The following is a 26,639-nucleotide window of genomic DNA, read 5'->3' on the forward strand; positions in this document are numbered from 1 at the left end:
ATATTATATTTTGCTTAATTAATTATATTGATAATCAAAAAGCTATTTTTTGATAAAAGCTCAGAATTCGCTTTTTACAAACTATTGACATTTGGAATTTATATATTTAATTAATATATTTTTTTCTTAAAAGATAAAATTTCTCATATAAAGTTATATCTTATAAAGATAGTATATAATCATGCAAAAATTTAAATAATACAAAAATAATAATAAGGAGTAATCTTGTCTAAAGAAGCTGGAGTAGTAAAATTTATTAGTGGCAAGGCAGTTGCTATCGATCAAAATGGAAATGAGAGAGAGCTAAAAGTAGGTGACATCCTTTATATGGGAGAGAGCATCAAGACAAGTGATGCTGCTGATAAAATAACAATTGTTTCAAATAATGGAAAAGAGATTACGATTGTAGGCAATGATACACTTGCGTTAAATCAAAGTACTATAGGCGCAGAAGGCTTGGCAGATGTTAGTGATTTGCAAAATGCTATTTTAAATGGTGGAGATCTAACAAAACTTGAAGAGACTGCTGCTGGTGGAAACACTGCTGCTGGTGGTGGAGATGGTGTTAGCCTAGGTGATGCTAAATTTGCTGAGGGCGGTCACTACTCAAATATTAATGCAACATATAGAAATTTAAGTGATACAAACAGAGCTTTTGCATCATACGATAGCTCAATAAGCGGATACAATGGCGGAGATGATACTATAATTCCAAGCAATCCTCTTGTAACTTTTATAAGCGATCTTAATAACGATGGTACTTTAAGTAGGGTTGAGCATGCACGCGATACAAATTTAAATACATCAAAAGTTCTTATTACAATTCCAAATGATGGCACAGTAAGGGCTGGAGATATACTAAATATCACTATAACTAAGCCAGATGGTAATACTGAAAATAAAACAATTCCTATCACTCCAACTATCATAAGCAATGGTTATCAGTTTGATGCACCAATACAGACTGGCAAAATTTCAAAAGTTGATGCAACTATTACAAATTTTCAAGGAAATGTTAGTGGTAGAAGTGAAGATAGCGTAACTTCAAGTGGCTTTAGTGCTCCAGAGGTTAAATTTACAGAAGATAACAGCCCTGATAATAATCTATTGACATATACTGAAAATGCTAAAGACGGCAATCTAAATGAAACTCCAGTACTTATAACTGTAAAAGATGTGATTGTTGGAGATATACTTCATGTAACTTTGACAAAACCTGATGGCACAACCGAGCCTAGAAATATAACTATTAATGAAGACATAATAAATAATGGATATAAGATAGGTAATATGCCAGTTGAACATGGTAAGCCTTCAAAAGTGGAAGCTTTTGTATCAGATCGTGCAAACACAATGATAAGTGCAACTGCAAGTGACTCTACTACTCTTGATGTGAAGCCGACTTTGACATTTACAGAGGATCAAGACAGCAAAGATGGTGATGGTTATTTAAATGATCAAGAAAATAGTAAAGACAATGACTTTAGAAGTACGACAGTAGAGATAACTTTACCAAAAGATGTGGTTGTTGGTGATAAGGTTGTTATAACTTATACTGATCCATTGCATAATATTCCATCTAATCCGCCTAAATATATCACTCTTACACAAGAGATGGTGGATAATCAAAAAGTGAATACATCTCTTCCAATATTTCCAGGTGTGAGGACTACTGCTAGTGTTCATGTGGAAGACAAAGATGGTAAAAGAAAAAGTGAAAATTCAGATCAAGATAGTGTAGAGCCTATTGGTAGAAATTTGTATATGACACTACCAGAAGAAAAGACTCTTAATGAGCTTTTAAGACAAGAGAGTACTTTGGATAATGAAGTAAATAAAACTACAGCAAAGATTACTCTGCCAAATAAGATCGATGATGGCGATAAGCTTACGCTAACTATTACTGGACCAGATCCTGTTGATCCTGTAAATAATCCTTCTAAAACTTATACAAGAGAATTTACTATACATATGGATAGTAAAGGTGCTGTGACCAGTGTAACGGAAAACGGAACTTCTAATGTTTTAACACCGATAAAATCAGGTGACAATCAATATATCATCAATGTTTCTGGTATCCAACTAAAGCATAAAGAAGATACGACTATTAAGGCTAAAATCACACATGTAAATCCTGACAGGCATACATCTATAAGTGAGCCAGAAGTATCAGCTAGTTTAGAGCGTGTAAAAAAACCTGAAGTTAAATTTGAAGAAGCTAAAGGTGCTAAGAGTATGAGTAGAGAACAAGCTAGCAATAAGATTAACGATAGTGACGGCGATATCAACAGTACAACAGCTACTATAAAGCTTCCTAAAAATGCAGTAAATGGTGATAAATTAACTGTAACTATAAATGAGCCAAATGAATCTCCTAGGACCAAACATTACACAATTGAAAAAGATGCTAATGGTAATCTAACTGCTATAAAAAACGATGACGATCCAAGTGATGTAGTAAGTATAAAAAATGGTAACAGCTTTGAAATTCCTGGCATTAAAACTACAACTGGCTCAACAACAGAGGTAACAGCTGAGATAAAAGATAAAGATGGTATCCAACATGCAAAGGATACAAGTACTGTTTCTATTTCTAATATAAATGATACGGCAATATTTTTTAAAGAAGATGGTGATGGTAATGTGTCTTTAACGAGATCTGAGAGCAAAGATGGTGCAGATCACGATCTACATAAAACTACGATAGTGGTAAAAGTGCCAAACAATGTTATAGCCGGCGACATAGTAAATGTAACTGTAAATAACGGCAACAAGATAGGTGATATAACATATAAAGTTGTCGGCAGAGACCCAACTGACAATATCATACTAAAAGATGCAAACGGTAACGAAGTGGTCACTAATAATAGTAATCAGATAGAAATTCCTGGCGTAGATATCGTACCAGGCAAAACCATAACTGTAACAACAAAAACTACGGACGCAAAGGGTAACGGTAAAGCTGAAGCTGAAAATCATAACATCCTTGAAACGCTTAATGATGACATGAGAATCACTTTTGAAGAAGATACTGACAATGATGGCATCTTATATAATGCTGAAGCAAATCGTGATCACAGTGAAAACACCACAACAGCAATCATCAAGCTTCCTTCGAATTTTGTTATAGGCGATAAATTAGTAATAGAAATTACCGACAAAAATACTGGTGCTAAAGTAGAAAAAACATATGAGATCACTACTGGTGTTAACAATAATCTAGTAGTTAAAAATGGTAGCGAAGAGCTAAATATAACTACTGATAATAAGGGCAATAAATTAGTTAACTACACACTTCGTTTGACAGAAGATCATACTACTATTGTTAATGCCAAGGTTGTTGATAGCAAGGGTGCCGATAAGGTAGATACAACTAGTGATATCACACTTGATGCTCAAGGCAATGGATCTGGAAGCGGATTTAGACTATTTATATATGAAGATACAAATAGAAATGGAGTTCTAAGTAGATATGAAGCTATGGATGATGGAAAATTAAATACCACTTCGGCAATACTTCAAATTCCAACTACTGTAAAAAGTGATGATATTATAAAAGTCAAGGTAAATGGTGGAGCAGAGAAAACTTATACTGTTGTTTCAAATGATGGTACAGACGTTACCATAAAAGATTCAGATGGCAGACTTGTTACACTTGAGCCAGGAAATAAACTAAGAATTTCTGATGTTCATATCGATAAAAATAATCCAGCAGTGGTTGAAGCTACTATAAATGGAGTGACAAAAACAGCTAAAGCTACGCTTCAAGCGATGGACACCAAAGGTCTAAAAGTCGAATTTGTTGAAGATAATGCAAGTAGAGATAATGTAATAGACAGGGATGAAGCTATTTTGGACAACGATATAAAAAAGACAACCATAAGTGTTCAATTACCATATAGTGTTGTAGCGGGTGATAAAGTAACAGTGACTATCAAAGAGCCTCAAGTTGATGGCACTACGTCAACTAGAACTGTAACTTATACTGTCACAGGAAATGCTAATGGTATAATTTCAGTTATAGACGATACTACTCATACTACTACACAGCTAGTAAACAACACTATAAAAATTCCTGGCGTTGCTATGTTTCCAGATCGTGATACTAGTGCAGTAGCTACTATTACAAATGGCACAGAGACTACAACTAGCGATGAAGCTAAAGTAAAACTTGTTCCTTTAAGTACAGAAGGACTAAGTGTAAACATAGTTGCTGATAGAGATGATAATGGAATCGTCTCAAGAGATGAGTCAAGTAGCAATGCCTCAAAAGTAAATGTTACTATTCCAAAAAATGTTGTAGTTGGTGACAAGATACATGTTACAGTAACAAATCCTGGTGAAACAACTAATGCGGTAGATAAAGTATATAAAGTAGTAGGTAAAGATGTAAACGGTAATATCACTTTAGAAGATTCGGATGATAATTCTCAACGCACATTAAGTAGAGACCAATTGCTTGATTTTAATGCTAAAATCGCAGTTGATGCTGAGACAAAGGCTAAAGTAACACTAACTGATACTTTTGGTGAAAGTGTAAGTGTAGAAGATAGTGTACATGCCGAGATGGATGCCATAAGAGGTATTAAGTTTAATAAAGATATAACTACCTTAGAAAATGGTGAAAAGACTACTACGGTCAGAGTTTATCTAAATGAAGATGCTAGGGAAGGCGATACAGTAGAGTTTAAATATACTGATCCACACCACACACAAACTAAAACCGGATTTCACACATTAACAGGTAGTGATATAGCCAACAGAACATTTGATCAAGCACTTGATATCAATGCTAGATCGGCTTATGATTTGGAAGTAAAAGCTACGCTTAAGACTCCTGGTGGTTTAGAGTCTAAGTCTTATGAACCTCATGAACCATTTCATATAGATGTTAAAGACTATACAGTTAAATTTGACGCAAGCAAAGATATGAAAGGTGGTGAAGGTCATGATACTTTGGTGTTTGATAAGCAAATAGTTGATCTTAGAGGCATTGCTAATCTTAATTCAAAAGTGGAAAGCTTTGAAAATCTTGAGCTTAAAGGAAAGACAGAGATCAAATTTAATGCACAAAATATCCTTGATATCACTGATAACCATGATACGGTGCTTAAGATAAAAGGTGGTGATGTTGATGCTAATGGCAATAAAATCACAAAAGTTGATCTAGATCACAAATGGGATCGTGACTCTGACTACGACGCTAGTGGCTTTAAAGGCTACTCAAGCATAGATCAAATAAATGGAAAAACTATCCATATCCAAATAGACGATAAAATCCACACCGATCTTTAATCCCCAAAATGAGTGCGTAAATTCGCACTCATTCCAAACTCAAACTCACATTATTTTTTAAGTCTTGTTTTACTAATATTTGCTCCTTAAAGGAGAAAATATGAAAAATTTAATAGCCGTTATTATAGTTATTGCTGCACTTGCTTTTGGCGCTTTTAAGTATATAAATTCATTTGTTGCACTTGATGAAAATGTAAATGCAAAGTGGTCGCAGGTGTTAAATCAATATAAAAGAAGAGCCGAGCTTGTGCCAAATTTGGTTGAAACTGTAAAAGGCTACGCAGCTCATGAGCAAAAAATTTTTGAAGATGTGGCAAATGCTAGAAGCAAGAGCATGCAAGTAAGCGTTGATGCAAGTGGTCTTAGCGATGAAGCTAAGATGAAAGAATTTATGACAGCACAAAGCTCATTTGGTTTGGCACTTGGCAGGCTTATGGCAGTTAGTGAGAACTATCCAGATCTAAAAGCAAATCAAAATTTTCTCTCACTTCAGAGTCAGCTTGAAGGTACGCAAAACCGCATAAGCGTAGCAATGCATGATTATATCGAAGCTGTAAAAGAGTATAACGTAGCCCTTAGAAGCTTTCCAAATAAATTTATAGCAAGTGCTTTTTATCCTGAGCTAAAGCCAAAACAAAATCTTGAAATAAGCAATGAAGAGAAGATAAATCCAAAAGTTTCATTTGAGAAATGATGAAGAAAATTTTTGCTCTTTTATTTTTTACATTTTGCTTTTGTTTTGCCATAAATTTTAACGAGCAGATAAATGACGAGGCTCAAATTTTCTCTAAAAATGAGAAAGCTGAGCTTTTAAGCTTGGTGCAAAATTACGAGCAAAATAGTACGACGCAAATTGCTATCGTGACTCTTAAATCACTAGAAAATAAAAGCATAGAAGAGATCTCTCTTGAGATAGCTAGAGGCTACAAGCTGGGACAAAAACAAAGCAGCAATGGAGTGCTTTTAATAATCGCTTTAAACGAGAGAAAAATACGTATAGAAGTTGGTTATGGACTTGAAGGCATGCTAACTGACGCTATATCAAGCCAGATCATAAATGATGTGATAGTGCCTAAATTTAAGCAAGGCGATATGGGCGGTGGCGTGATAGAGGGCATAAGAGCCATTATAAAAGTAGCTAGTGGCGAAGAATTTGAAAGCGAGAGTGATGAAGAAGAGATACCGTTTGGAATAGTTGCCTTTTTTGCTGGCATGATCTCGTGTTTTATCTTTGGCTTTTTAGGTAAATTTTTTATGCGAGTTGGCTTTAGTGCGTGTTTTGTAGGGCTGATATCTACGGTATTTGAGCAATTTTTTGGCGTGAAAAGTTACTTCATTGTCTTTGCCATTGTGTTTGTAATATTTTTTATTATTTTAAAAAACGCCTTCAAAAAAAATGCTCAAAGCAAAAATACACACAGTGACTTTAGGCGCGATAGATCAGACTCAAATAGCAGTGGCAGTGGCCATTCAAGCAGTTCAAGAGGTGGTGGCTTTAGTGGCGGTGGAGGCGGTTTTGGCGGAGGTGGAGCAAGTGGTAGTTGGTAAATTCTTATCAAAGATTAGTTTGTAAAACTCAAACCCTTTAAAATATATAAAAACTTAGGAGCAAAGATGCTAGCTGGCGAGCTACTTAAAAGCCATTTTGCTAAATTTGATCTGGTGGCAGTGCTTAGTAAATTTTTAGAGCAAAGTCATTTTGATAAAGAAAAATTTGACCTGCTTAAACAAAATAACTTTAAAATTTTAGATAAAAATATAAAGCAAGAGATAGTTGGGACTGCTGGCTTTAAAGAGTTTTTTGATAAGAAATTTCAGAGCTTTTTATGCGAGCTTATGCAAAGTAAAGTTTTAATTATTTCTGGCAAAGAGTATAAATTTAGCGAGCTTGAAATTTATACTTGTTTTGACGCAAATACCTACAAAAGGCAGTGCGAGGCAGGAGAGATTTACTTTCACAACTTTGGTTTTGACATATCTTTTAAAAGCGAGCCATCGCTTTATGGTGGCATTTTAGTAAGAAGCCTAAAGCCCTTAAACGGGCAAAATTTTATCTTTGGGCCAAGAAAATGTGCCTTGCATATCTTAAATAGCAAAATGAGTAATTTAAACTTTGATCTAAAAGAGGCTGATTTTAGAAAAGATGAGATTACTTTTACGCCACGTATTAGATCATTTGGTGATGAAAACCAGCAAAAAAATGATTGTCTTAGAGTATTTACTGCTGAGTTTGAAAAAGCCTTAGAGCTTGATGAAAATTATAAAAAGAGATTAAATGCCTATAAAAAGGGGTGAAATTCATCTTTTTATCAGCTTTTGCGGTGAGAAATTTAGCCCAAAAATGCTAGATAAAAAAGATCGCAGAAGAGTAAAAAAATACCCAAATTTAATAAAACAAAACTCATTTAAAATATCTCGCTACTTAAAATTTAAAGCAAAGATGCGAGGTAAAATCTGTCTTTCACATAAAGAAAATATCGCAGTTTTAGCCATTTCAAAAGAAAAGATTGGAGTCGAAGATTTAAAAAAGAAATTTTAGCTCTAAAATCAATGAAGGATTTTAAGAAATTTATGCTTGATGAAAATACAAGTGTGGCTTACGTGAGTGGCTTTGTAAAAGGGGCAGCAAGTGATGAGGTTCTAGAGCGCCACAACGCCTTTAGTCTAAATTTCGCTGACTCGCTAAATGAAAGCCTAACTCAGGCAAAAGAGCTTGCACTAAAGCTAAAAATAGCAGCGCTTGTGATCGCGTTTTTACTGCTATGATTTTATTTTAGCGCGCTTATTTCGGCACTTGTGATGGGCATCATCGTCTTTGGCGTGCTTCTTACGCTATTTATTTTCGCTGTTTTTGGCATAAATTTAAGCATTTTTGGTGTCTTTGGACTCATACTTGCAAGTGCTGTGGGGATTGATTACATGATATTTGCGCTAAATGATAGCCTTAGCGAAAAAGAGCGAATTTATGGTATTTTTTGCGCATTTATCACGAGTTTTATCTCGTTTTTTGCGCTATCTTTTAGCCAGACGCCGCTCTTAGCGTATTTGGATTAAGCGTTAGCCTTTGTGTGCTGATATATGGGCTATGTGCTAGCTTTTTATCTTGTAAAAATATAAAAATTTAGCTTTGTTTTCATGCCCCAGGCGTTTTGACTAGCTCGGGGCTTTGATTTTTTATCTTATAACGGCTAGTTTGCCGGTGCCGGCGTTTTTATTTACCTCGTTTTGGACGTTTGAGGTTTCGATGAGCTCAAATTTATATGGAGGCTCAAATGGCGGCTTGGTTAGCTTTTCGCAAACGCTGCCTTTTTTTGAAAGGTCTATGTTGCCGCTTTCAAAAATGGTGCCTTTGTTACACTTGTAGCTTATCTTGACGCCATTTGTAAAGTAGTTGTTTTGAGCGTATATTAGTGAGCCAAAGCGCACGCCAATGGCGTATTTTTGGTCATAAAAGCCATCTTTTGAGTCATAAAAGTTGTTATAGACGTGCACCTTTGCATTGCGTGCCATAGGTAGGCGTTGTGCGCAGTTGTCAAAAACGTTATGAGCGACCGTTATAGTCCTTGTTTCGCTGCTGCCGTCAGAGTCTCTTGAGCCAATTAACATCGTTTTGTCATGGTTTTCAAAGATATTGTGCGAGATCGTGATAGCCGCACTGTCTCCCTTGATGTCGCATAGTCCGTCGTAAGTCTGCCATTTGGTAAGCTCTCCACCTGCTAAATGCACATGACCAAGCTCGACCGTGTCCTTAAAATGGCAGTGATCTACCCAGATGTTTTTGCTTGACTCTATGCTGACGCCGTCATATTGCGCATTAAAGCCGTCATTTTTTTGTATATCTGGAAATGGATCAAAAGCATCTTCGATCTTAATATTGCGGATCGCGATATTTTGGACATTTTTTAACAAAAGCGAGCCGCCTTTTATGCCTGAGTTTTCGCCTAAGCCGATTATTGTGGTGTTGCTAGCTACCGGCACTACGATGAGCTTTTTCCACTCGTTGGCTAAATTTTTGCGAAGCGCTGCTAACTTTGGATCTTGCGAACCGTCTAAATTTGCACGACACGAAGCACCGTAAGCCTGCATAAATTTGGCATAAGAGTTAAACTCGCCACCGCTAATCTCACTTATAAATTTATCCAGCCCATCGCTATTGCCATTTTGTGGGATCTTGCCTTCGCTAAGGTCTATGAGCCCATCCACATAGATGACGTAACCACCCATTTGAGCGTATTTTACGAGTTCTTGTCTATCTTTTACGACGACTTCTTTACTCTCTTTGCCGGCGTATCCGCCAAAATTTTGCTCTACTCCAACGCTAGCGTAACCAAAGGGCGAGTCGCTTGCTTTTATTTCGCCCGCTTGTGTCTCAGCACCAAATGCAAATAATGCACCAACGACGAGAAACAATATCTTTTTAAACATCTTTAGCCTCCCAAATTTGGCTTTTTATTTTTGATCTTCTGCTAGAAAATCACTGCCGAATTTTATTTTGGCTCATTAAATTTAGCGTAAGACTTTTATAAATTTTTAGTAAAAGCGAAATTTTACGCGAAAAATATCTCGCTTTTTAGACGAAGTAGGCATAGATAGGCGCTTAGCACGCTTTGTTCTCTAATGTAGTTGCGATCCCCTTTTAAAAGTAACCTCTCAACCTCGATGTTGCCGTTTCTATCGCCAGCTGCGACGTAGACCGTGCCAACTGGCTTGCTAGCTGTGCCACCACCTGGTCCTGCTATACCGCTAATCGCAAGTGCAAAGTCCGCATTTGTCGTGCTTAGTGTGCCTTTTACCATCGCTTTTACGCAAGGCTCGCTCACAGCTCCGTAGGTCTCTAAAATTTCATCCTCGACGCCAAGCCACTCGTGCTTTATGTGGTTTGCGTAGGTTACTAGCGAGCCATCAAAGCTAGCTGAGATGCCACCATATCTTGCAAATTTAGCTGCCGCCAGCCCAGCCGTGCAAGACTCAGCAAATGAAATTTTAAGCCCCTTTTGCATGAGCTTTTTTGCTACAAATTTGATCACATCTTTTTGTGGGATAAATTTTTGCGAAAATAGCGTTTTTACCCCTTGCAAAAAGCTCTCTATCTGGCCAAATTTATTGCTTTTTGCCCTTACTAGTATCAAATTTGGCAGGATCTGCGCAAGAGTGATATCAACCTCGTAAGTTTTAGCAAGTGGCAGCATAAGGATCCTCGCACTATCAGCGTCGATGTCCATTAGATGAAAGTAGCTAAAATCAGGCTCATACTCGGCTAGAAACTCGCCTAGTTCTTCATTTGGATTAGCTTTTATGAGATTTATCTTGGCGTTATTTAGACTGGCTAAAAAGCTATTTTTAGAGTAGTCTAAGCTATCTTTAAGTGCAAGGGTCGTGCTATCTTTTAACTCGAGTGAGTCCCCAGTTAGTGTCGCTACGATCTTTGCGGCGATGGCAAAATTTTCATCCGAGCCAAAAATGCTTACAAAGTCGTAATCTTTTGATAAATTTTCTATTATAAAAGGTAGCTCTTTGCTATTTTTTGGAGCAAAACTTACCACTCCAAGCTCACCAAAATGATCCTCGTAACTTTGAAAAATGTAGTTTAGAAATTCTTTATTTATTTCAAGATCTTCGCCTATTATCAAGATACTTTGTCTCATTTTTAAGCTCCTTTTTTTGCCTCATTATACTATTTTTCAGTGTGATTTAACCAGCACAGGTGTAAAATTAGCAAATTTTAAAATCAAGGTAAAAAATGGACTACAAAGAGACACTTTTACTCCCAGAGACAAATTTCCCGATGCGCGGAAATCTCCCACAAAATGAACCACAAAGACTAAAATCATGGTACGAAGACCGCAAGGTTTACGAAAAAATGAAGAAAAACCGCCAAAATGCGGCTAAAAATTTCAACATCCACGACGGCCCTCCGTATGCAAATGGCCACCTACACATCGGCCACGCGTTAAATAAAATTTTAAAAGATATCATCACAAAAACGCACTATTTTTACGGCGAAAACGTTCGCTACGTACCAGGCTGGGACTGCCACGGCTTGCCGATCGAGCAGCAAGTAGAAGTTAAGCTTGGCGATAAGAAAAAAGAGCTTAGCAAGGTCGAGATCAGGGAGCTTTGCAGACAACACGCAAGAGAATTTATAGACATCCAGCGCAATGAGTTTAAAACTCTTGGCATCATCGGCGACTTTGAAAATCCATACATGACGATGAAATTTGAGTTTGAGGCTGACATCTACAAAGCACTTTGCGTGATCGCTAAAAAGGGCCTTTTGATAGAGAGAAGCAAGCCGGTTTACTGGAGCTGGGCGGCTAGATCAGCGCTAGCTGAAGCCGAGGTCGAGTACGAGGAGAAAGAGGACTACTCTATTTATGTAGCCTTTGAGCTTGATAACGACGCACTAGAAAAGCTTGGTGTAAAAGAGGCGAGCGCAGTCATCTGGACAACTACGCCTTGGACGCTTCCATCAAATCAAGCCATAAGCCTAAATCCAGAGGAAATTTACGTCCTAACAGCTGAAAATTTGATCTTTGCAAAGCCTCTGCTTGAGAGTATCATGCAAAGCGGCCTAAGCAAGGGTGAGGTCAAAAAAGAGTTTAAATCAAGCCTGCTTGAAAACACTCACGCGATAAATCCGCTAAATGGCAGAAAGTCTAAATTTTTACTAGGCGATCACGTCATGATGGACGGCGGTACTGGACTTGTTCACACAGCGCCAGGACACGGCGAGGACGACTACTACGTTTGCTTGAAATATGGCTTTAGTGAAATTTTGATGCCGGTTGATGATGGTGGCTGCTATGATGAGAGCTTGAAGCATCATGGACTATTTAGAAGTGACGCGGTAGACGAGTTTGTCGGTATGCACATCTTTAAAGCAAATGAGAAAATTTTAGAGCTACTTGGCAAAAATTTACTTAGCGTCTCTAAATTTAGACACTCTTATCCTTTCTGCTGGAGAACACATAAGCCCGTCATTTACAGGGCTACAAAACAGTGGTTTATAGCTATGGACGAGCCAAAACTAGGTGGTAAGACGCTTAGACAAACAGCACGTGCGGAGCTTGAAAAGGTTAAATTTTACCCAAGCGTGGGCATAAAAAGAATAGGCTCGATGATAGAAAATCGCCCAGACTGGTGTATCTCTCGCCAGCGTGACTGGGGCGTGCCGATCGCGTTTTTTAGAGATAAAGCGACAAAAGAAGTTATATTTGATAGTGAAATTTTAGACCACATCGCAGGCATCTTTAAAGAAAAAGGCGCTGATGCGTGGTGGGCACTAAGTATTGATGAGCTCTTGCCAAAAGGCTCAAAATACAAGGCTGAAAATTTAGAAAAAGTGATGGATATCCTTGACGTTTGGTTTGATAGTGGCTCGACTTGGCATGCAGTCTTGCAAAGCGACAACTACGACGCTGGCAAATACCCTGCAAGCATGTATCTTGAGGGCTCAGACCAGCACCGCGGCTGGTTTCAAAGCTCGCTTCTAGTAAGCACGGCCGTAAATTCTCACGCACCTTACGAGAGCATACTAACTCACGGCTTTACCGTCGATGCTAAGGGCGAGAAGATGAGTAAGAGCAAGGGCAACGTCATCGCTCCACAAGACGTAGCTAAAACTCATGGCGTGGAAATTTTACGTCTTTGGGTTGGTATGAGTGATTACTCAAGTGACCTAAAAATAAGCGAAGATATATTAAAGCAAATAAGCGAGCAATACCGCAAAATCCGCAACACTATCCGCTTTTTACTAGCAAACGTAAATGACCTTGAGAGCTTAAATACAGAATTTAACATCCTTGATAAGTGGATCTTAGCACGCGCTAAAAAGGTCTTTGATGAGGCGAGCGCTTGCTTTAAAAACTACGACTTTTCAAAGGGCTTTAACATCCTTTTAAATTTCCTTTCAGCCGATCTTAGCGGCGTATATCTTGACGTTTGCAAAGATAGACTCTACTGTGACGCAAAAGACGCCCCAAGACGAAGATCAGCCCAAAGCGCAATGGCGATCATCACAAAAACACTACTTCCCCTCATCGCTCCAACGCTTACTTACACCGTTGATGAGGTGATGGACTATGCTCCAAAGATCATCAAAGGCGATGCAAAAGACGCATTTGACTTAGTCTATGAGCCGATCAAGTTTGACCTTAGCTTTGAAGATGAGCTACTTTTTGCCAGCAGGGAGAAATTTAACGAGATCGTGGACGTTCTTAAGAAGGACAAAAAGATAAAATCAACTCTAGAGCTAAGCCTAGAGACCACAAGTCATAGCATCACAAGCTACGACGAGCGCGAAGTGGCCGATCTTTACATGGTAAGCTCGGTTAAAGCTTACGATGATAGCGAGCCACTAGCTGAGTTTGAGCTTGAGGGTGATAAATTTAAGATCATAGCAAGCAACCTTCACAAATGTCCAAGATGCTGGAAATTTAACGCTAGCAAAGAAGATGCGCTATGCCCAAGATGTGAAGAGGTCATAAGTGCTAAGTGAGCCAGTAAGCGCAACTATCATAATAGCAACGATCGCTGCGGTGGTCGTTGTTAGCTTATTTGGCATATTTTTGGTTAATAAATTTAAAGGATAAAAATAGTGGTAACTTTAAAAGAAGCTTTGAAATTTTCAGCTGAAGAGATAAAAAATTTACGAGCTGAGCTTGAGGCAAAGATCATAAAAGAAAAAGAGCTTGGCGCTTATGTTGAGCAGCTAGCAAATCTAGAGATCGCAAAACTAGGCGAGGGTGTACCAATCGCTATAAAAGACAACATCCAGGTAAAAGGCTGGAACATCACGTGTGCTTCTAAAATTTTACAAGGCTACGTAGCACCTTATAACGCAACGGTTATAGAGAAGCTACTTAGTAAAAATCTAGCTCCATTTGGCCGCACAAATATGGACGAATTTGCGATGGGAAGCACGACTGAAAGCTCATTTTACGGCAAAACACTAAACCCACTAAATCACGCTCACGTCCCAGGTGGCAGTAGCGGTGGCTCAGCAGCAGCAGTCGCAGCTGGTATCGCAGTAGCCGCACTTGGTAGCGACACTGGTGGCTCGATCCGCCAGCCAGCGGCATTTTGCGGATGTGTAGGACTTAAGCCAACCTACGGCAGAGTAAGTAGATATGGCCTAGGTGCTTACTCAAGCAGTCTTGATCAAATAGGCCCGATTGCTCAAAACGTAGAAGACGCAGCCATTTTATATGACGCGATCGCTGGACATGACGAAAAAGATAGCACGAGCGCAGATGTGCCATTTGTTAGCGTTAGCGACAAGATAGACGGCGACAAAAAACTAAAAATTTGCGTCATCAAAAACTACGTAGAAAACGCAAGCGAGCAGACAAAAGCTGCTTTAAATTTAGCCATCGAGAAGCTAAAATCACACGGCCACAGCGTAACTTACACAAATTTTGAAGACTCAAAATATGACGTCGCAACCTACTACATAATAGCAACCGCAGAAGCAAGTGCAAATTTAAGCCGCTACGATGGCGTAAGATACGGCAGAAGAGCCGAGGCTAAAAATTTAAAAGAGCTATATATAAACTCACGTTCTGAGGGTTTTGGTGAAGAGGTAAAAAGAAGAATTTTGCTTGGTACGTTTGTGTTAAGTAGCGGATACTACGATGCTTACTATATCAAAGCACAAAAAGCAAGAGCACATATAAAAGCTCAATACGAGATAATTTTAGAAGAAAATGACCTGATATTTATGCCAGTAGCTCCGAGCACAGCCTATAAATTTGGAGCCCACAGTGATCCACTTCAAGCTTATCTAAGCGACATCTACACGATCAGCGTAAATTTAGCAGGCCTACCAGCTATCTCTGTGCCAGTTGGCAAAGATGATCAAAATTTAAACGTAAGCGCCCAGCTCATAGCAAAAGCGTGGGACGAACAGACCTTGATAAATGGTGCTAAGAGCCTAGAAAATTTAATAAAAGGATAAAAATATGAAGATAGTAAAGAGAGCTTTAACGTTTGAAGATGTGCTTCTTGTGCCGCAATACTCTGAAATTTTGCCAAAGCAAGTTGATGTAAAAACCAGGATCAGTAAAAACGTCACGCTAAATATCCCGATCGTCTCTGCTGCGATGGATACGGTGACTGAGCATAGAACTGCTATCATGATGGCAAGGCTCGGCGGTATCGGCGTCATCCACAAAAACATGGATATCGAAAGCCAAGCAAAAGAGGTCAAACGCGTCAAAAAAAGTGAAAGTGGCGTCATCATCGATCCTATCTTTATAAATCCAGAAGCGACCGTGGCTGAAGCTCTAAGCCTTATGTCAGATCTTCATATTTCAGGCGTTCCAGTCATTGATAAAGACCGCAAGCTGATAGGAATTTTGACAAATCGCGATCTTAGATTTGAAACAAATATGAATACTTTAGTAAAAGACCGCATGACAAAAGCACCGCTTATAACTGCGCCAAAGGGCTGCACGCTTGATGATGCGGAGAAAATTTTCTCTCAAAATAGAGTTGAGAAGCTACCTATCGTCGATAAAGATGGCAGACTTGACGGACTTATCACCATAAAAGATCTAAAAAAACGCAAAGAGTATCCAAATGCAAACAAAGATAGTTATGGCAGACTTCGCGTAGCAGCGGCTATTGGTGTGGGTCAGATAGAGCGTGCTAAAGCGCTAGTTGATGCTGGCGTAGACGTCATCGTCATCGATTCGGCTCACGGCCATTCAAAGGGTATTATCGATACTTTAAGAGAGGTAAAGGCAAATTTTAAAGTTGATGTCGTAGCTGGCAATATCGCAAACCCAGCGGCCGTAAAAGACCTAGCAGAAGCAGGAGCTGACGGTATAAAAGTAGGTATCGGACCAGGATCTATTTGCACTACAAGGATCGTTGCTGGTGTTGGTGTGCCTCAAATTTCTGCGATTGACGACTGCGCAAGCGAAGCAGCAAAATATGGCATCCCAGTTATCGCAGATGGTGGTTTAAAATACTCAGGCGACGTGGCAAAAGCCCTTGCAGCAGGTGCTGCTTGCGTTATGGCAGGAAGCTTGCTAGCAGGTTGCGAAGAGAGTCCAGGCGAACTTATAACATTTCAAGGTCGCCAGTACAAAGTTTACCGTGGCATGGGATCGATCGGTGCTATGACAAAGGGCAGCTCAGACCGCTACTTCCAAGAGGGCACCGCTCAAGACAAGCTTGTGCCTGAAGGTATCGAGGGCCGTGTGCCATTTGCTGGTAGTATAAAAGATGTGATACATCAGCTAATAGGCGGCCTAAGAAGCGCTATGGGCTATGTTGGCGCAAAAGATATCCCAACTCTTCAAGAAAAAGCTGAATTTGTCGAGATAACAAGCGCTGGACTAAAAGAGAGCCACGTCCACGACGTAGTTATCACTCACGAGGCACCAAACTACAAAGTTAATTAGTGTTAGACCTGCAAACTAGAACTATTAAATTTAACGAGCCACTCTATCTTGAGAGTGGCCGTATGCTATCAAATTTCAAGCTTATTTATGAGACTTACGGCACGCTAAACGCTGATAAAAGCAACGTTATCGTGATCTGTCACGCCCTAACTGGCTCACACCACGCTGCTGGCACATACGCAGGCGATGAGAAAGCTGGCTGGTGGGACGGGCTAATAGGCAGCAAAAAGGCGGTCGATACCGATAAATTTTACGTTATTTGCGTAAATATCCTAGGCTCGTGCTTTGGCTCGACCTCGCCACTAAGCGTTGATCGAAGTAGCGGCAAAGAGTATAGGCTAAATTTCCCAGTCCTTGCCATAAGTGACGTGGTAAAGGCGCAGATGAGGCTATTTAGCGAGCTTGGTATCACAAGGGCAAGAGCCGTGATAGGTGGCAGTCTTGGCGGTATGCAAGCACTTTGCTATGCTATCGAGTTTCCAGAATTTGCACAAGATATCATAATGCTTGCAAGCACCTACCAGACTAAGCCATGGGCGATAGCGTTTAACAAAATCGCCATTGAAGCCATTTTGAATGATGAAAATTTTAAAAATGGCGAATACGACGCGGATTTTATAAGAAAAAATGGTCTAAAAGGTATGGCTTACGGCAGGATGGTAGGGCATATCAGCTTTTTAAGTCCTGATAGCATGGATGAGAAATTTGGACGAAACTACGTAGAAACTGACGGTCTTTATGAGCTTTCTGGGCGCTTTCAGGTGGATCGCTACATGGAGTACAACGGCTACAACTTCCCAAAGAGATTTGATCCGCTAAGCTACCTATATATCGTAAAGATGATGAATATCTTTGACTGCACAAGGCACTACGATAGCCTAAAAGACGCCCTTGTGCCGATCAAAGCAAACTTGCATTTAATCGCTTTCAAAGGCGATCTACTCTTTCCGCCGTGCTGTATGAGAGAGATTTATGATACGCTTTGTGAGATGGGGCGAGGAGAGAATACAAATTTTGTAGAGATAGATAGCAACTACGGCCACGATGCATTTTTGGTCGAGATAGAAAAATTTGATGGATATATAAAAAATATATTAAAAGGATAGAGAATGGAGCAAAAAGAGCAAAGCTTTGAAGAAAAATTAGCCCTAGCAGATAAAATTTTAAACGATCTAAACAAAGATGATGTGAGTTTAGAAAACAGCATAAAGCTTCACGAGCAGGGCAAAAAGCTCTTAAATGAAGCAAGAGAAATTTTAGAAAACGCAAAACTTAGCATAAAGCAGGTGGATGATGAGTAAAATTTGTGCTCTTCAGCTACCAACGCAGCCTTTAAGTGAGGCAAGGCTTGATTATTATCTAAAAATTTGTGCTGACGAAAACGCAAGACTTGTTGTGCTTGGTGAATATGTGCTAAATAGCTTTTTTAAAGAGCTCATTAGCATGCCAAAAAGCCTTATAAAAGAGCAAAGCGAGCGCAAAAAAGAGGCTCTTTTTGCAATGGCAAAAAAGTATGATCTAAATATCGTTGCACCCATTGTAAATCTAAAAGGCAAGGAAATTTTTAAAAGTCTAGCCAAATTTACCCCAACACAAGTCAAGCTATATGATCAGCAAATTCTCATGCCTTACGCTCACTGGAATGAGGCGAAATTCTTTAATAACACAAGCGATGAGCTAAATTTGCCTATTTTTACCTACGAGAAATTTAAGGTCGGCGTCATGTTTGGCTTCGAGGCGCACTTTGATGTGTGCTGGGCGTATATGAGTGCTAAAAAGGTTGATATTGTGCTCGTGCCAACGGCTTGTACATTTTTCTCGCAGGCGCGCTGGGAGGAGCTTTTGAAGGTTAGAGCCTTTACAAACAACGTCTACGTGCTGCGCGTAAACCGCGTAGGAAGCCATAAAAGTGACGATGCTCAGTGGAGCTTTTACGGCGATTCGATGCTTATTAATCCGTTTGGTGAAGTTAAAAATAGGCTTGGTAAAAATGAAGAGATGATGATGGATGAGCTTAGCAAAAAGGAGCTTAGCGAGGCTAGAAACACTTGGGGTTTTATGCAGATAGAGGCAAAATTTAAAAGATAAAACGCTGTGCCTAGGTAGAAAAGAGCAAATTTAGTAAAAGTTATTACGATTACGAGTTGGGTAATGTGACATCAAAACTATGATAATGATCGCTTTTTAAAAGAATTTTGGAGTGAAATTTGAAACGAAGTGACGTTGAGAGATATATAAAAGAGAAATTTGATGTTTTAGGTGAGCAAATTTCCCCAAAATATCCAAAATTTAGCGTCTTTCGTCACAAGAAAAACAAGAAGTGGTTTGCGCTACTTATGCAGTTAAGCGCTAGCAAACTTGGGCTTGAAAGTGATGAAATGATAGAAGTTTTAAATCTAAAATGCAGCCCTGATCTAGCCATGGTGCTAGTTGATGAAGAGCAAATTTTTAAAGCATATCACATGAATAAAAAGCACTGGATAAGCGTAAATTTAAACTCCAAAATCTCACAAAAAATAGTTTTTGACCTGATAGATGAAAGTTTTGCCTTAAGCAAATAAAAGCCATTTTCAGCCTTAAATTTAGTAGTTTTTGTTAAAATCACAAAAAAATTTAAGGATAAAATTTGCAAGAGCTAAACAACGAGATCAGAAAAGTCCATTTCATAGGCATCGGCGGTATCGGCATCTCAGCCATCGCTAGATTTTTACACGAAAAAGGCCACAAGATAAGCGGCAGTGATATCAAAGAGAGCAAAACGACGCTTGAGCTTCAAAATGAAGGCATCGAGGTCATCACACCGCACTGTAAAGAGGCGATAAAAGACCAAGATTTCGTGGTCTACTCAGCCGCGATAAAAGAGGACAACATCGAGCTAGTGGAGGCCAGACGAAAGGGCATAAAGTGCTTTTCAAGAAAAGAAATTTTGCCTTATGTGCTTGAGGATAAGTGCGTTTTTGCAGTAGCTGGCGCGCACGGTAAGAGTACGACCTCTGCGATGTTAGCAAGCCTAATCGAGGGCTCAGTCATCATCGGCGCCATCTCAAAACAGTTTGGCTCAAATATGCGCTACGCAAAGAGCGACAACGTCGTATTTGAGGCAGATGAGAGCGATTCTAGCTTTCTAAACTCAAACCCATATCTAGCCATCGTCACAAACGCAGAGCCAGAGCACATGGAGCACTATGATTATGATCTAGCTAAATTTTACGCAGCATACAAGGGCTTTTTGGAGCGCGCAAAGGTTAGAGTGATAAACGCTGAGGACGAGTTTTTAAGCACGCTTAAGCTTGACGCGATCAGGCTTTACCCAAGTACCGATATCACCGAGCTTACGATGGTTGTAAGAGACTATCAGCCATACACTAGCTTTAACCTTAAAAATTTAGGCAAATTTGAAGCCTTTGGCATGGGCGAGCACATCGCTATAGACGCATCTTTGGCTATCCTTGCTGCGATGCACGAGACGCCGCTTAAAGATATCAGAGAAAATTTACTAAATTTTAAAGGCATCAAAAAGCGTTTTGACATACTTAGCGCAAACAAAAATTTCGTCCTAATAGACGACTACGCGCACCATCCAACCGAGATAAAAGCGACGCTAAAATCAGTCTTTGAATACGCCAAAATTTTAGGTATTAAGAGCGTCACAGCGATATTTCAGCCGCACCGCTACACAAGACTTAGCACAAATTTACCTGGCTTTAAAGAGTGCTTTAAGGGCGTTGATGAGCTTGTCATCTTGCCAGTTTATGCAGCTGGAGAAAATCCTATCGAAGTTGATATGAAGAGCGAATTTAGCGAGTATAACCCGATCTTTACAGACAAGGTCGAGAGGGTTGAAGAGGGGATAGAATTTACAGATGAATTTGGCGTGAAAAACCGCCTAAGTGACGGCATCGTAGTTGGCTTTGGAGCGGGCGATATCAGCGTGCAACTAAGAGGCGGCTACTAATGGATCTAAGCAATTTCAAGCCTCAAGATGAAAATGAAATTTTAAAAGAGATAAAAGAAAAAGAGCTAAGCGAGGATGAAATTTCTAGCCTTATAAATTTAGGCAAAAAAGATATCTTGATCGCACTTGCAAGGTCACAAAAGCTAAGTAGCGCCCAGATAAAAGATATGCTGCCAAATGCCCCCTATCTAGCTGTTTGCTTGCTAGTTGAAAAGCAAGATATCAGCGAGGTTAGGGCTGAAATTTTAGAAAAGATCAAGCCTCATGCTGAGCTTTACAAAGAGCTCATCGCAAAGTATAAAGGCGTAAAATGGTAAGAAATTTGATAATAATCGCCGGCGTGATGCTACTTTTTGGAGCGATCTGGGCGATAAAAGATGAAAAGATCAGTAAAGGCATAAAAGCGCTCGTTAGCGCAGTGCTTGTAGCTATCCTTGTTTGCGTCTATTTTTACGAAGAGAATTTATCAAAAAACGAGGACGCCATCTCAAAGCTAGTTAGCGATTTTAAGCAGGGCAAAGTGCTAAAATGTGGCGAATACAACGTAAGCGCTGAGAAATTTAACTACGAATTTGGCACGGCGTCATTTTTAGCTAAAAGAGAATTTAGCGATCTCTCAGACGTCATCGTGCCTATAAAAAGTTGTGAGCAATGACTGAAGAGATATTTTTAAAGCTCGATCTGGGCGAGTATTTAGAGAAATTTAACTCCTTTTTGGCAAGGCAAAAACCGCTATTTTTACAAGGTGACAGCAAAATCCACTTTGAAAATATTAGCGAGCTTTCAAAGTATGATTTTAAGGCGCCTGATGAGATAAAAGAGCTTGATGACGCGCTAATTAGACTTAGCAAGCAAGCAGTACTTCACATCAGCGAAATTTACGAGTTTGCAAAGATTATTAAATATTTTTCATATCTAAAAAAGCAAAAATTTGAAGGCAGACTTGGAGAGTGGATCGCAAAGGTTGAAATCCCTGAAGCGATGAGCCAGATGGCAAACAGCTTTGATGAAAACGGCGAGTTTAGCGATAGCGTGGATGAGAGATTTGCTGCGATAAAGCAGGCGTTTAGCGAGAAAAAACGTCAGATCGACGCCGAGCTTAAAAAGCTCATCTACTCAAAGCACATCACGCCCTATCTAGTCGATACCCAGACACACTACATCAACTCACAAGAGGCACTTTTGGTGCGTGGCGGCTTTAACCACGCCCTAAAAGGCACCGTGATCGCTAGAAGCTCAGGCGGCTACTTCTACGTCGCACCTGCAAGCACCGAGCGCCTAAAAAAGGAGCAAAGCGAGTTGCTTGATAAAAAAGAGGAGATTATTTTTGAGCACTGTAAGAAATTTAGCTTGCAGATGAGCAAGAGCCTGCTTTTTTTGAAATTTATAAATAACGCTTTTGATCAGTTTGATGCGTATCAAGCGCGTGTAAATTTGGCTAGATCGCGTGACTATGAGTTTGTTTTGCCAAATAGCTCGCACGTTATCAAGCTTGAGAAATTTGCTCATCCAGCGCTTAAAAACCCAAAAAGTGTGAGCGTGGATTTTAGTAAAAAGGTGCTTTTAATAACCGGTGTAAATGCTGGTGGTAAGTCGATGCTTTTAAAATCTATCATCTCAGCCACGCTTCTTGCAAAGTATCTGCTGCCTATGCGTATCGACGCAAACCGCTCAAGCATCGGCTCTTTTAAAGAATTTGACGCAATCATCGAAGATCCACAAAGTGTGAAAAACGACATCTCGACCTTTGCTGGCAGGATGGTGCATTTTGCAAAGCTTTTTACTAAAAAATCGATCATCATCGGTATCGACGAGATCGAGCTTGGCACCGATTTTGAAGAGGCTGCGAGCTTGTATGGCGTCATGATAGAGCGCCTCATCACTCAAGATATCAAAATGATCATCACGACCCACCACAAGCGCCTTGCGATGCTATTAGCTAAGAATCCAGAGGTTGAGCTAGTGGCGGCACTTTACGACGAGGTGGCTCAAAGGCCTAAATTTGAGTTTTTAAAAGGCACGATCGGCAAGTCTTACGCCTTTGAAACAGCGGCAAGATACGGTATATCTCAAAATCTAGTGGCTCAGGCAAAGAAAATTTACGGCGAAGATAAAGAGAATTTAAACGAGATCATCACAAAGACGCTAAATTTACAAACTAAGCTTAATGAAGGCATAAAAGAGGTCACGGCAAAAGAGGAGCGGCTGGAGCGCTTGCTTGAGGAGCAAAAAGAGCTAAAAGAGAAAAATGAGATCAAGCTAAATGCGACTATTTCGCGCCTAGAAAAAGAGTATTATGAAGCGATAAATGCGGCAAAAGCTGTTATAAATTTCAAAGACATTAAAGACAAGCAAAGAGCGCTAAACGTGGCAAATGAGAAAAAAGCTGCCATCGTTAAGCCTAAGAAAACTGAGCGCGAGAGCCTAAAAGTAGGCGATAGAGTGAAGTATGAAAATATAAAAGGCACGGTTTTAAGCATCTCTAAAAATGACGCTATGATCGAGTCAAATGGCATAAATTTACGTGTGCCACTTGAGCTTTTAAGAAAAAATGGCAACGAAGTGGCTCTACCTAAAAAAAGTAGCGTAAGCTTAAATGTCGATAAGCCAAAGTCTGCCTCACTCTCAATTGATCTACACGGCATGAGAGCTGACGAGGCGATAGCAAAGCTTGATAAATTTATCTCAGATAGTCTTGTTATGGGATTTGATGAGGTTAGCGTATTTCACGGCATCGGTACTGGCAAGCTTGCCTTTGCAGTTAAAAATTTCTTAAAAGAGCATCCAAGTGTGAAAGAATTTTTTGATGCACCGGCAAATCAAGGCGGATATGGCGCTAAAATAGTCAGGCTTTAACTTTTTCCCAAAAGTTAAAATTTATTTTAAGGTTGATATAATCAGGACAAGTACACAAAATAAGGGAAGTAACTTTTGAGTAACAAGGACGAGCAAACGGGTAAAAATCTAAACATCACTAAAACGATTATAGGTTTAGTGTTTGTTTTGGGAAGTATTTTTTTAGTCGAAAACCTGGCAGTTTTTTATTTTAAATTTAATAATGCTTCTGCTGAAAATGGTTTTAATCTTCGAAAGAAAGTTGATTATTTGACATATCAATATGTTGATTATTTCAAAAATGTCAGCAAATATGATGTCGCAAATTTCCAATCTTACATTAACGATAGTGCTATGGGTGATGTTCTTTTATTAAAGGATGATAATAAAAATGGATACAAGGTCGTAGCGTCTTCAGATAAAAGAATAATAAATCAAGAATTTAACGACAAAAGCTGTGGAAACATCTTTGCTCATAATTTCCAAAAAGATTATTTTTGGGCAAAAATTTTGCCAGAAAATGCTGCTCAAGTTTGTATGTTTGTGCCGGTCGGAGAGTATATATTAGGCTTTAAAGGAAAGGTCGATCAGCGTATTACTGGCACGCATGATGAGTACTTTTTTGAGTGGCTTTTAAACAATATGGCTTTAACATTTATCTTAAGCCTCGTTGGTGCAATAGTTGCTTTGTCTACTTGTATATGGTACGCGGTTAAATATATAAAAGAAAAAAATAACTATAACGCATTAAAAACGGATACTAAAAAGCAGATAGAAGAGTTTGGAGAAAAGCTCTATATAGATCCAATGACTGGACTTTTAAATAAAACAGCATTGGTACGTGATATTAATAGCTATGAAAATCCTAAAGTAGTGCTTATAGATATTGACGATTTTGGCAAGATGAATGACTTTTACGGTAAATTTGCATGTGATCAGATTTTGGTCAAGATGGCTGATTTGATCAGTGAATTTGCCAAAGATGAGAATATGAAGGCTTACTGTATAGAAGCAGATAGGTTTGCTCTGGTAGAAGATAGCGATAGCTTTATCGATAGATATGAAGATATGGTTGAAAATTTGATAGAAATTTTTAAAGGTCGTATGCTAAGTATAGTAGATGAAGATGGTAGAGAGATAGAAGGTATCGAGATACATAGTACAATAGGTTTTGCTCTTGATAGCGACCAAACACTAAGAAAAGCAACAATAGCATTAAAAACAGCAAAAGAGCAAGATAAAGACTATGTTTGCTACTTCAAAGGGCTAAATCAAAAAGAGGAATACGCAACTCAAATAGAACGCTCTAAACTGATACAATACGCTACTATAAATAACAATATTGTTCCTTATTTTCAGCCGATAGTTAATGACCAAAAGGTACCTGTAAAATACGAATGTTTGATAAGACTTTTAGATAGAGGCGATGTTATATCACCAAATGTCTTTTTAGATATCTCAAAGCGCATTAAGCGTTATGCTGATCTTGAGAAACAACTCATTGTAAAGTGTTTTAAGCAGCTTGTAGAGGATAAGAATTTAGTACTTTCTATAAATTTAAGCAGTAGAGATATGATCGATGGTGATGTTAGCTCACTTGTTTTAAATTTATTAAACAAGCATAATGTTGCTGGTAGAGTAGTATTTGAGATCGTTGAAGATGAAGAGCTTAAAAATTTAGAGAGAGTTTCAAATTTTATCGAGCGTGTAAAAAGTATGGGCGCAAAGATCGCTATTGATGATTTTGGCTCAGGATATTCAAATTTTTCTTACATTATAAAGATCAAGCCTGACTACGTGAAGATCGATGGCTCTATTATAAAAGATATAGACATAAATAAAGATTCACACTCTATCGCAAGTGCGATCGTGGCATTTGCAAAAGACCTTGGTATAAAAACTATTGCTGAATATGTGCATTCAAAAGAGATATTTGAAATCTGTAAAGAGATCGGCGTAGATGAGTTTCAGGGCTTTTACTTTGGTGCACCAGAGCGTGCCGGCTCATAAGGCACCTAGTGGTAATTAGCTTTTTAAAAGAGCTTTTAAGCTTTCGCTCTATCACGCCTAATGATGCTGGAAGCTTAGAATTTATCGCTAAATTTTTGCCTGACTTTGAGGCGAAATTTATAGAAAAAAATGGCACCAAAAATCTCATACTTTCTAAAATTTATGGAGACGGCGAGCATCTAGCTTTTGCTGGACACATTGATGTCGTGCCTTCAGGAGATGGCTGGGATAGCGAGCCATTTAGCCCACTTGAAAAAGATGGCTACATCTACGCAAGGGGCGCGCAGGATATGAAAAGTGGCGTGGCTGCTTTTGTTTGCGCTGCTAAAGATGCGAAATTTAATGGTAAGCTAAGTCTTATTTTAACAAGCGACGAAGAGGGCGATGGCACATATGGTACGCCTTTAGTACTTGAATATTTACGCGAAATAAATGATTTGCCAAAATTTTGCGTAGTGGCTGAGCCAACTTGCGATAAAAAATTTGGTGATAGCATAAAAGTTGGCAGACGTGGCTCAATAAATGGCAAGATCGTGATAAAAGGTGCTCAAGGCCACGTGGCATACCCAGAAAAATGTGTAAATCCGGTAAATTTGATAGCTCCACTTTTAAGCAAGATAGCTGATCACGATATGGACGCTGGGAGCGAGTTTTTTAGTCCAAGCAAGATTGTGATAACTGATATCAGAGGCGGCATGCAAGTTTGTAATGTCACGCCAAGCGAGCTTAGCATAATGTTTAATGTGAGAAACTCAAATTTAACTGACGTAAATGACGTTGAGGGCTATCTTAGAGGCGTTTTAAAGGAGCTTGATTACGAGCTTAGTATAAAGCAAAGCTCAAAGAGATTTTTAACAAAAAAAGATAGCAAAATCGTAAAAAATTTAATAGCTTCTGTCACAAAGATCACAGGTGTAACGCCACTTTTAAATACAAAGGGCGGCACGAGCGATGCAAGGCACTTTGCTGAATTTGGCGTAGATGCGATAGAATTTGGCGTGATAAACGATCGTATACATGCCAAAAACGAACGAGTCAGTATCAGTGAAATAAATAAACTTTATGAAATTTTTAAAGATTTGATGGAAAAATTTTAATCCATAAATTTAATTATCCCTAAACCAAAAGTTATTAAT

22 protein-coding genes are annotated in these 26,639 nt (G+C 39.0%); 20 read left to right on the plus strand and 2 right to left on the minus strand.

Going from position 1 to position 26,639, the window contains the following annotated elements; all coding sequences use genetic code 11:
• Positions 1-225: 225 nt before the first annotated feature.
• The 7 genes from CYP64_RS05730 to CYP64_RS10000 all read left to right on the plus strand — a co-directional run bounded on the left by CYP64_RS05730 (position 226) and on the right by CYP64_RS10000 (position 8,349).
• Positions 226-5,295, plus strand: a complete 5,070-nt coding sequence (locus CYP64_RS05730; RefSeq protein ID WP_103649017.1) for a retention module-containing protein — start codon at positions 226-228, stop codon at positions 5,293-5,295.
• A gap of 100 nt (positions 5,296-5,395) precedes the next feature.
• On the plus strand, positions 5,396-5,989 hold the full coding sequence (locus CYP64_RS05735) for a LemA family protein (RefSeq protein WP_103649018.1): 594 nt from the start codon (positions 5,396-5,398) through the stop codon (positions 5,987-5,989).
• A complete protein-coding gene (locus tag CYP64_RS05740; RefSeq protein WP_181001692.1) occupies positions 5,989-6,843 on the plus strand; it encodes a TPM domain-containing protein in 855 nt (284 codons plus the stop codon). Before CYP64_RS05735 ends, CYP64_RS05740 begins: the two co-directional genes overlap by 1 nt.
• 66 nt (positions 6,844-6,909) lie before the next feature.
• Positions 6,910-7,590 carry an ABC transporter substrate-binding protein gene (locus CYP64_RS05745; RefSeq protein WP_103649020.1) on the plus strand — a complete coding sequence of 227 codons (681 nt, stop codon included), beginning with the start codon at positions 6,910-6,912 and terminating at the stop codon, positions 7,588-7,590.
• The gene (locus CYP64_RS05750) at positions 7,571-7,834 is read left to right on the plus strand and encodes a hypothetical protein (RefSeq protein ID WP_103649021.1); all 264 of its coding nucleotides are present in this window, start codon (positions 7,571-7,573) and stop codon (positions 7,832-7,834) included. The genes CYP64_RS05745 and CYP64_RS05750 overlap by 20 nt, the downstream gene beginning before the upstream one ends.
• 32 nt (positions 7,835-7,866) lie before the next feature.
• Positions 7,867-8,061, plus strand: a complete 195-nt coding sequence (locus tag CYP64_RS09995; protein WP_181001693.1) for a hypothetical protein — start codon at positions 7,867-7,869, stop codon at positions 8,059-8,061.
• 33 nt (positions 8,062-8,094) lie between these two features.
• On the plus strand, positions 8,095-8,349 hold the full coding sequence (locus CYP64_RS10000; RefSeq protein ID WP_181001694.1) for a hypothetical protein: 255 nt from the start codon (positions 8,095-8,097) through the stop codon (positions 8,347-8,349).
• A 120-nt stretch (positions 8,350-8,469) separates the two neighbouring features.
• Here the strand turns inward: CYP64_RS10000 and CYP64_RS05760 are convergent, their stop codons facing one another.
• Positions 8,470-9,720 carry a pectate lyase family protein gene (locus CYP64_RS05760; protein ID WP_103649022.1) on the minus strand — a complete coding sequence of 417 codons (1,251 nt, stop codon included), beginning with the start codon at positions 9,718-9,720 and terminating at the stop codon, positions 8,470-8,472.
• A gap of 122 nt (positions 9,721-9,842) precedes the next feature.
• Positions 9,843-10,940: a CinA family protein gene (locus tag CYP64_RS05765; RefSeq protein ID WP_103649023.1), complete on the minus strand. Its 1,098-nt coding sequence runs from the start codon at positions 10,938-10,940 to the stop codon at positions 9,843-9,845.
• Between the two features lie 95 nt (positions 10,941-11,035).
• On the opposite strand from CYP64_RS05765, the gene ileS reads away from it, so the two are divergent.
• The 13 genes from ileS to dapE all read left to right on the plus strand — a co-directional run bounded on the left by ileS (position 11,036) and on the right by dapE (position 26,600).
• A complete protein-coding gene (gene ileS / locus CYP64_RS05770) occupies positions 11,036-13,792 on the plus strand; it encodes an isoleucine--tRNA ligase (protein WP_103649024.1) in 2,757 nt (918 codons plus the stop codon).
• Positions 13,793-13,891: 99 nt separating this feature from the next.
• On the plus strand, positions 13,892-15,250 hold the full coding sequence (gatA, locus tag CYP64_RS05775; protein WP_103649025.1) for an Asp-tRNA(Asn)/Glu-tRNA(Gln) amidotransferase subunit GatA: 1,359 nt from the start codon (positions 13,892-13,894) through the stop codon (positions 15,248-15,250).
• A gap of 4 nt (positions 15,251-15,254) precedes the next feature.
• On the plus strand, positions 15,255-16,703 hold the full coding sequence (gene guaB / locus CYP64_RS05780; RefSeq protein WP_103649026.1) for an IMP dehydrogenase: 1,449 nt from the start codon (positions 15,255-15,257) through the stop codon (positions 16,701-16,703).
• On the plus strand, positions 16,703-17,809 hold the full coding sequence (metX, locus tag CYP64_RS05785) for a homoserine O-acetyltransferase MetX (RefSeq protein WP_103649027.1): 1,107 nt from the start codon (positions 16,703-16,705) through the stop codon (positions 17,807-17,809). Before guaB ends, metX begins: the two co-directional genes overlap by 1 nt.
• A gap of 3 nt (positions 17,810-17,812) precedes the next feature.
• On the plus strand, positions 17,813-18,004 hold the full coding sequence (gene xseB / locus CYP64_RS05790; protein ID WP_004317712.1) for an exodeoxyribonuclease VII small subunit: 192 nt from the start codon (positions 17,813-17,815) through the stop codon (positions 18,002-18,004).
• Positions 17,997-18,791 (plus strand): carbon-nitrogen hydrolase family protein, encoded by a 795-nt coding sequence (locus CYP64_RS05795; RefSeq protein ID WP_103649032.1) that lies wholly within the window; start codon positions 17,997-17,999, stop codon positions 18,789-18,791. The genes xseB and CYP64_RS05795 overlap by 8 nt, the downstream gene beginning before the upstream one ends.
• A gap of 119 nt (positions 18,792-18,910) precedes the next feature.
• On the plus strand, positions 18,911-19,264 hold the full coding sequence (locus CYP64_RS05800; RefSeq protein WP_103649028.1) for an MmcQ/YjbR family DNA-binding protein: 354 nt from the start codon (positions 18,911-18,913) through the stop codon (positions 19,262-19,264).
• A gap of 86 nt (positions 19,265-19,350) precedes the next feature.
• Positions 19,351-20,658, plus strand: coding sequence for a UDP-N-acetylmuramate--L-alanine ligase (gene murC, locus CYP64_RS05805; RefSeq protein WP_103575434.1), 1,308 nt, complete (start codon positions 19,351-19,353; stop codon positions 20,656-20,658).
• Positions 20,658-20,975 (plus strand): hypothetical protein, encoded by a 318-nt coding sequence (locus CYP64_RS05810; protein ID WP_103641015.1) that lies wholly within the window; start codon positions 20,658-20,660, stop codon positions 20,973-20,975. The genes murC and CYP64_RS05810 overlap by 1 nt, the downstream gene beginning before the upstream one ends.
• Positions 20,969-21,313: a hypothetical protein gene (locus CYP64_RS05815; RefSeq protein ID WP_103641014.1), complete on the plus strand. Its 345-nt coding sequence runs from the start codon at positions 20,969-20,971 to the stop codon at positions 21,311-21,313. Before CYP64_RS05810 ends, CYP64_RS05815 begins: the two co-directional genes overlap by 7 nt.
• Positions 21,310-23,514: an endonuclease MutS2 gene (locus CYP64_RS05820; protein WP_103649029.1), complete on the plus strand. Its 2,205-nt coding sequence runs from the start codon at positions 21,310-21,312 to the stop codon at positions 23,512-23,514. Before CYP64_RS05815 ends, CYP64_RS05820 begins: the two co-directional genes overlap by 4 nt.
• Before the next feature lie 75 nt (positions 23,515-23,589).
• Positions 23,590-25,503, plus strand: a complete 1,914-nt coding sequence (locus CYP64_RS05825) for an EAL domain-containing protein (RefSeq protein ID WP_103649030.1) — start codon at positions 23,590-23,592, stop codon at positions 25,501-25,503.
• Positions 25,504-25,511: 8 nt separating this feature from the next.
• The gene (gene dapE, locus CYP64_RS05830; RefSeq protein WP_103649031.1) at positions 25,512-26,600 is read left to right on the plus strand and encodes a succinyl-diaminopimelate desuccinylase; all 1,089 of its coding nucleotides are present in this window, start codon (positions 25,512-25,514) and stop codon (positions 26,598-26,600) included.
• Positions 26,601-26,639: the final 39 nt, after the last annotated feature.

Source organism: Campylobacter concisus, from assembly GCF_002913945.1.
Lineage (GTDB): Bacteria > Campylobacterota > Campylobacteria > Campylobacterales > Campylobacteraceae > Campylobacter_A > Campylobacter_A concisus_P.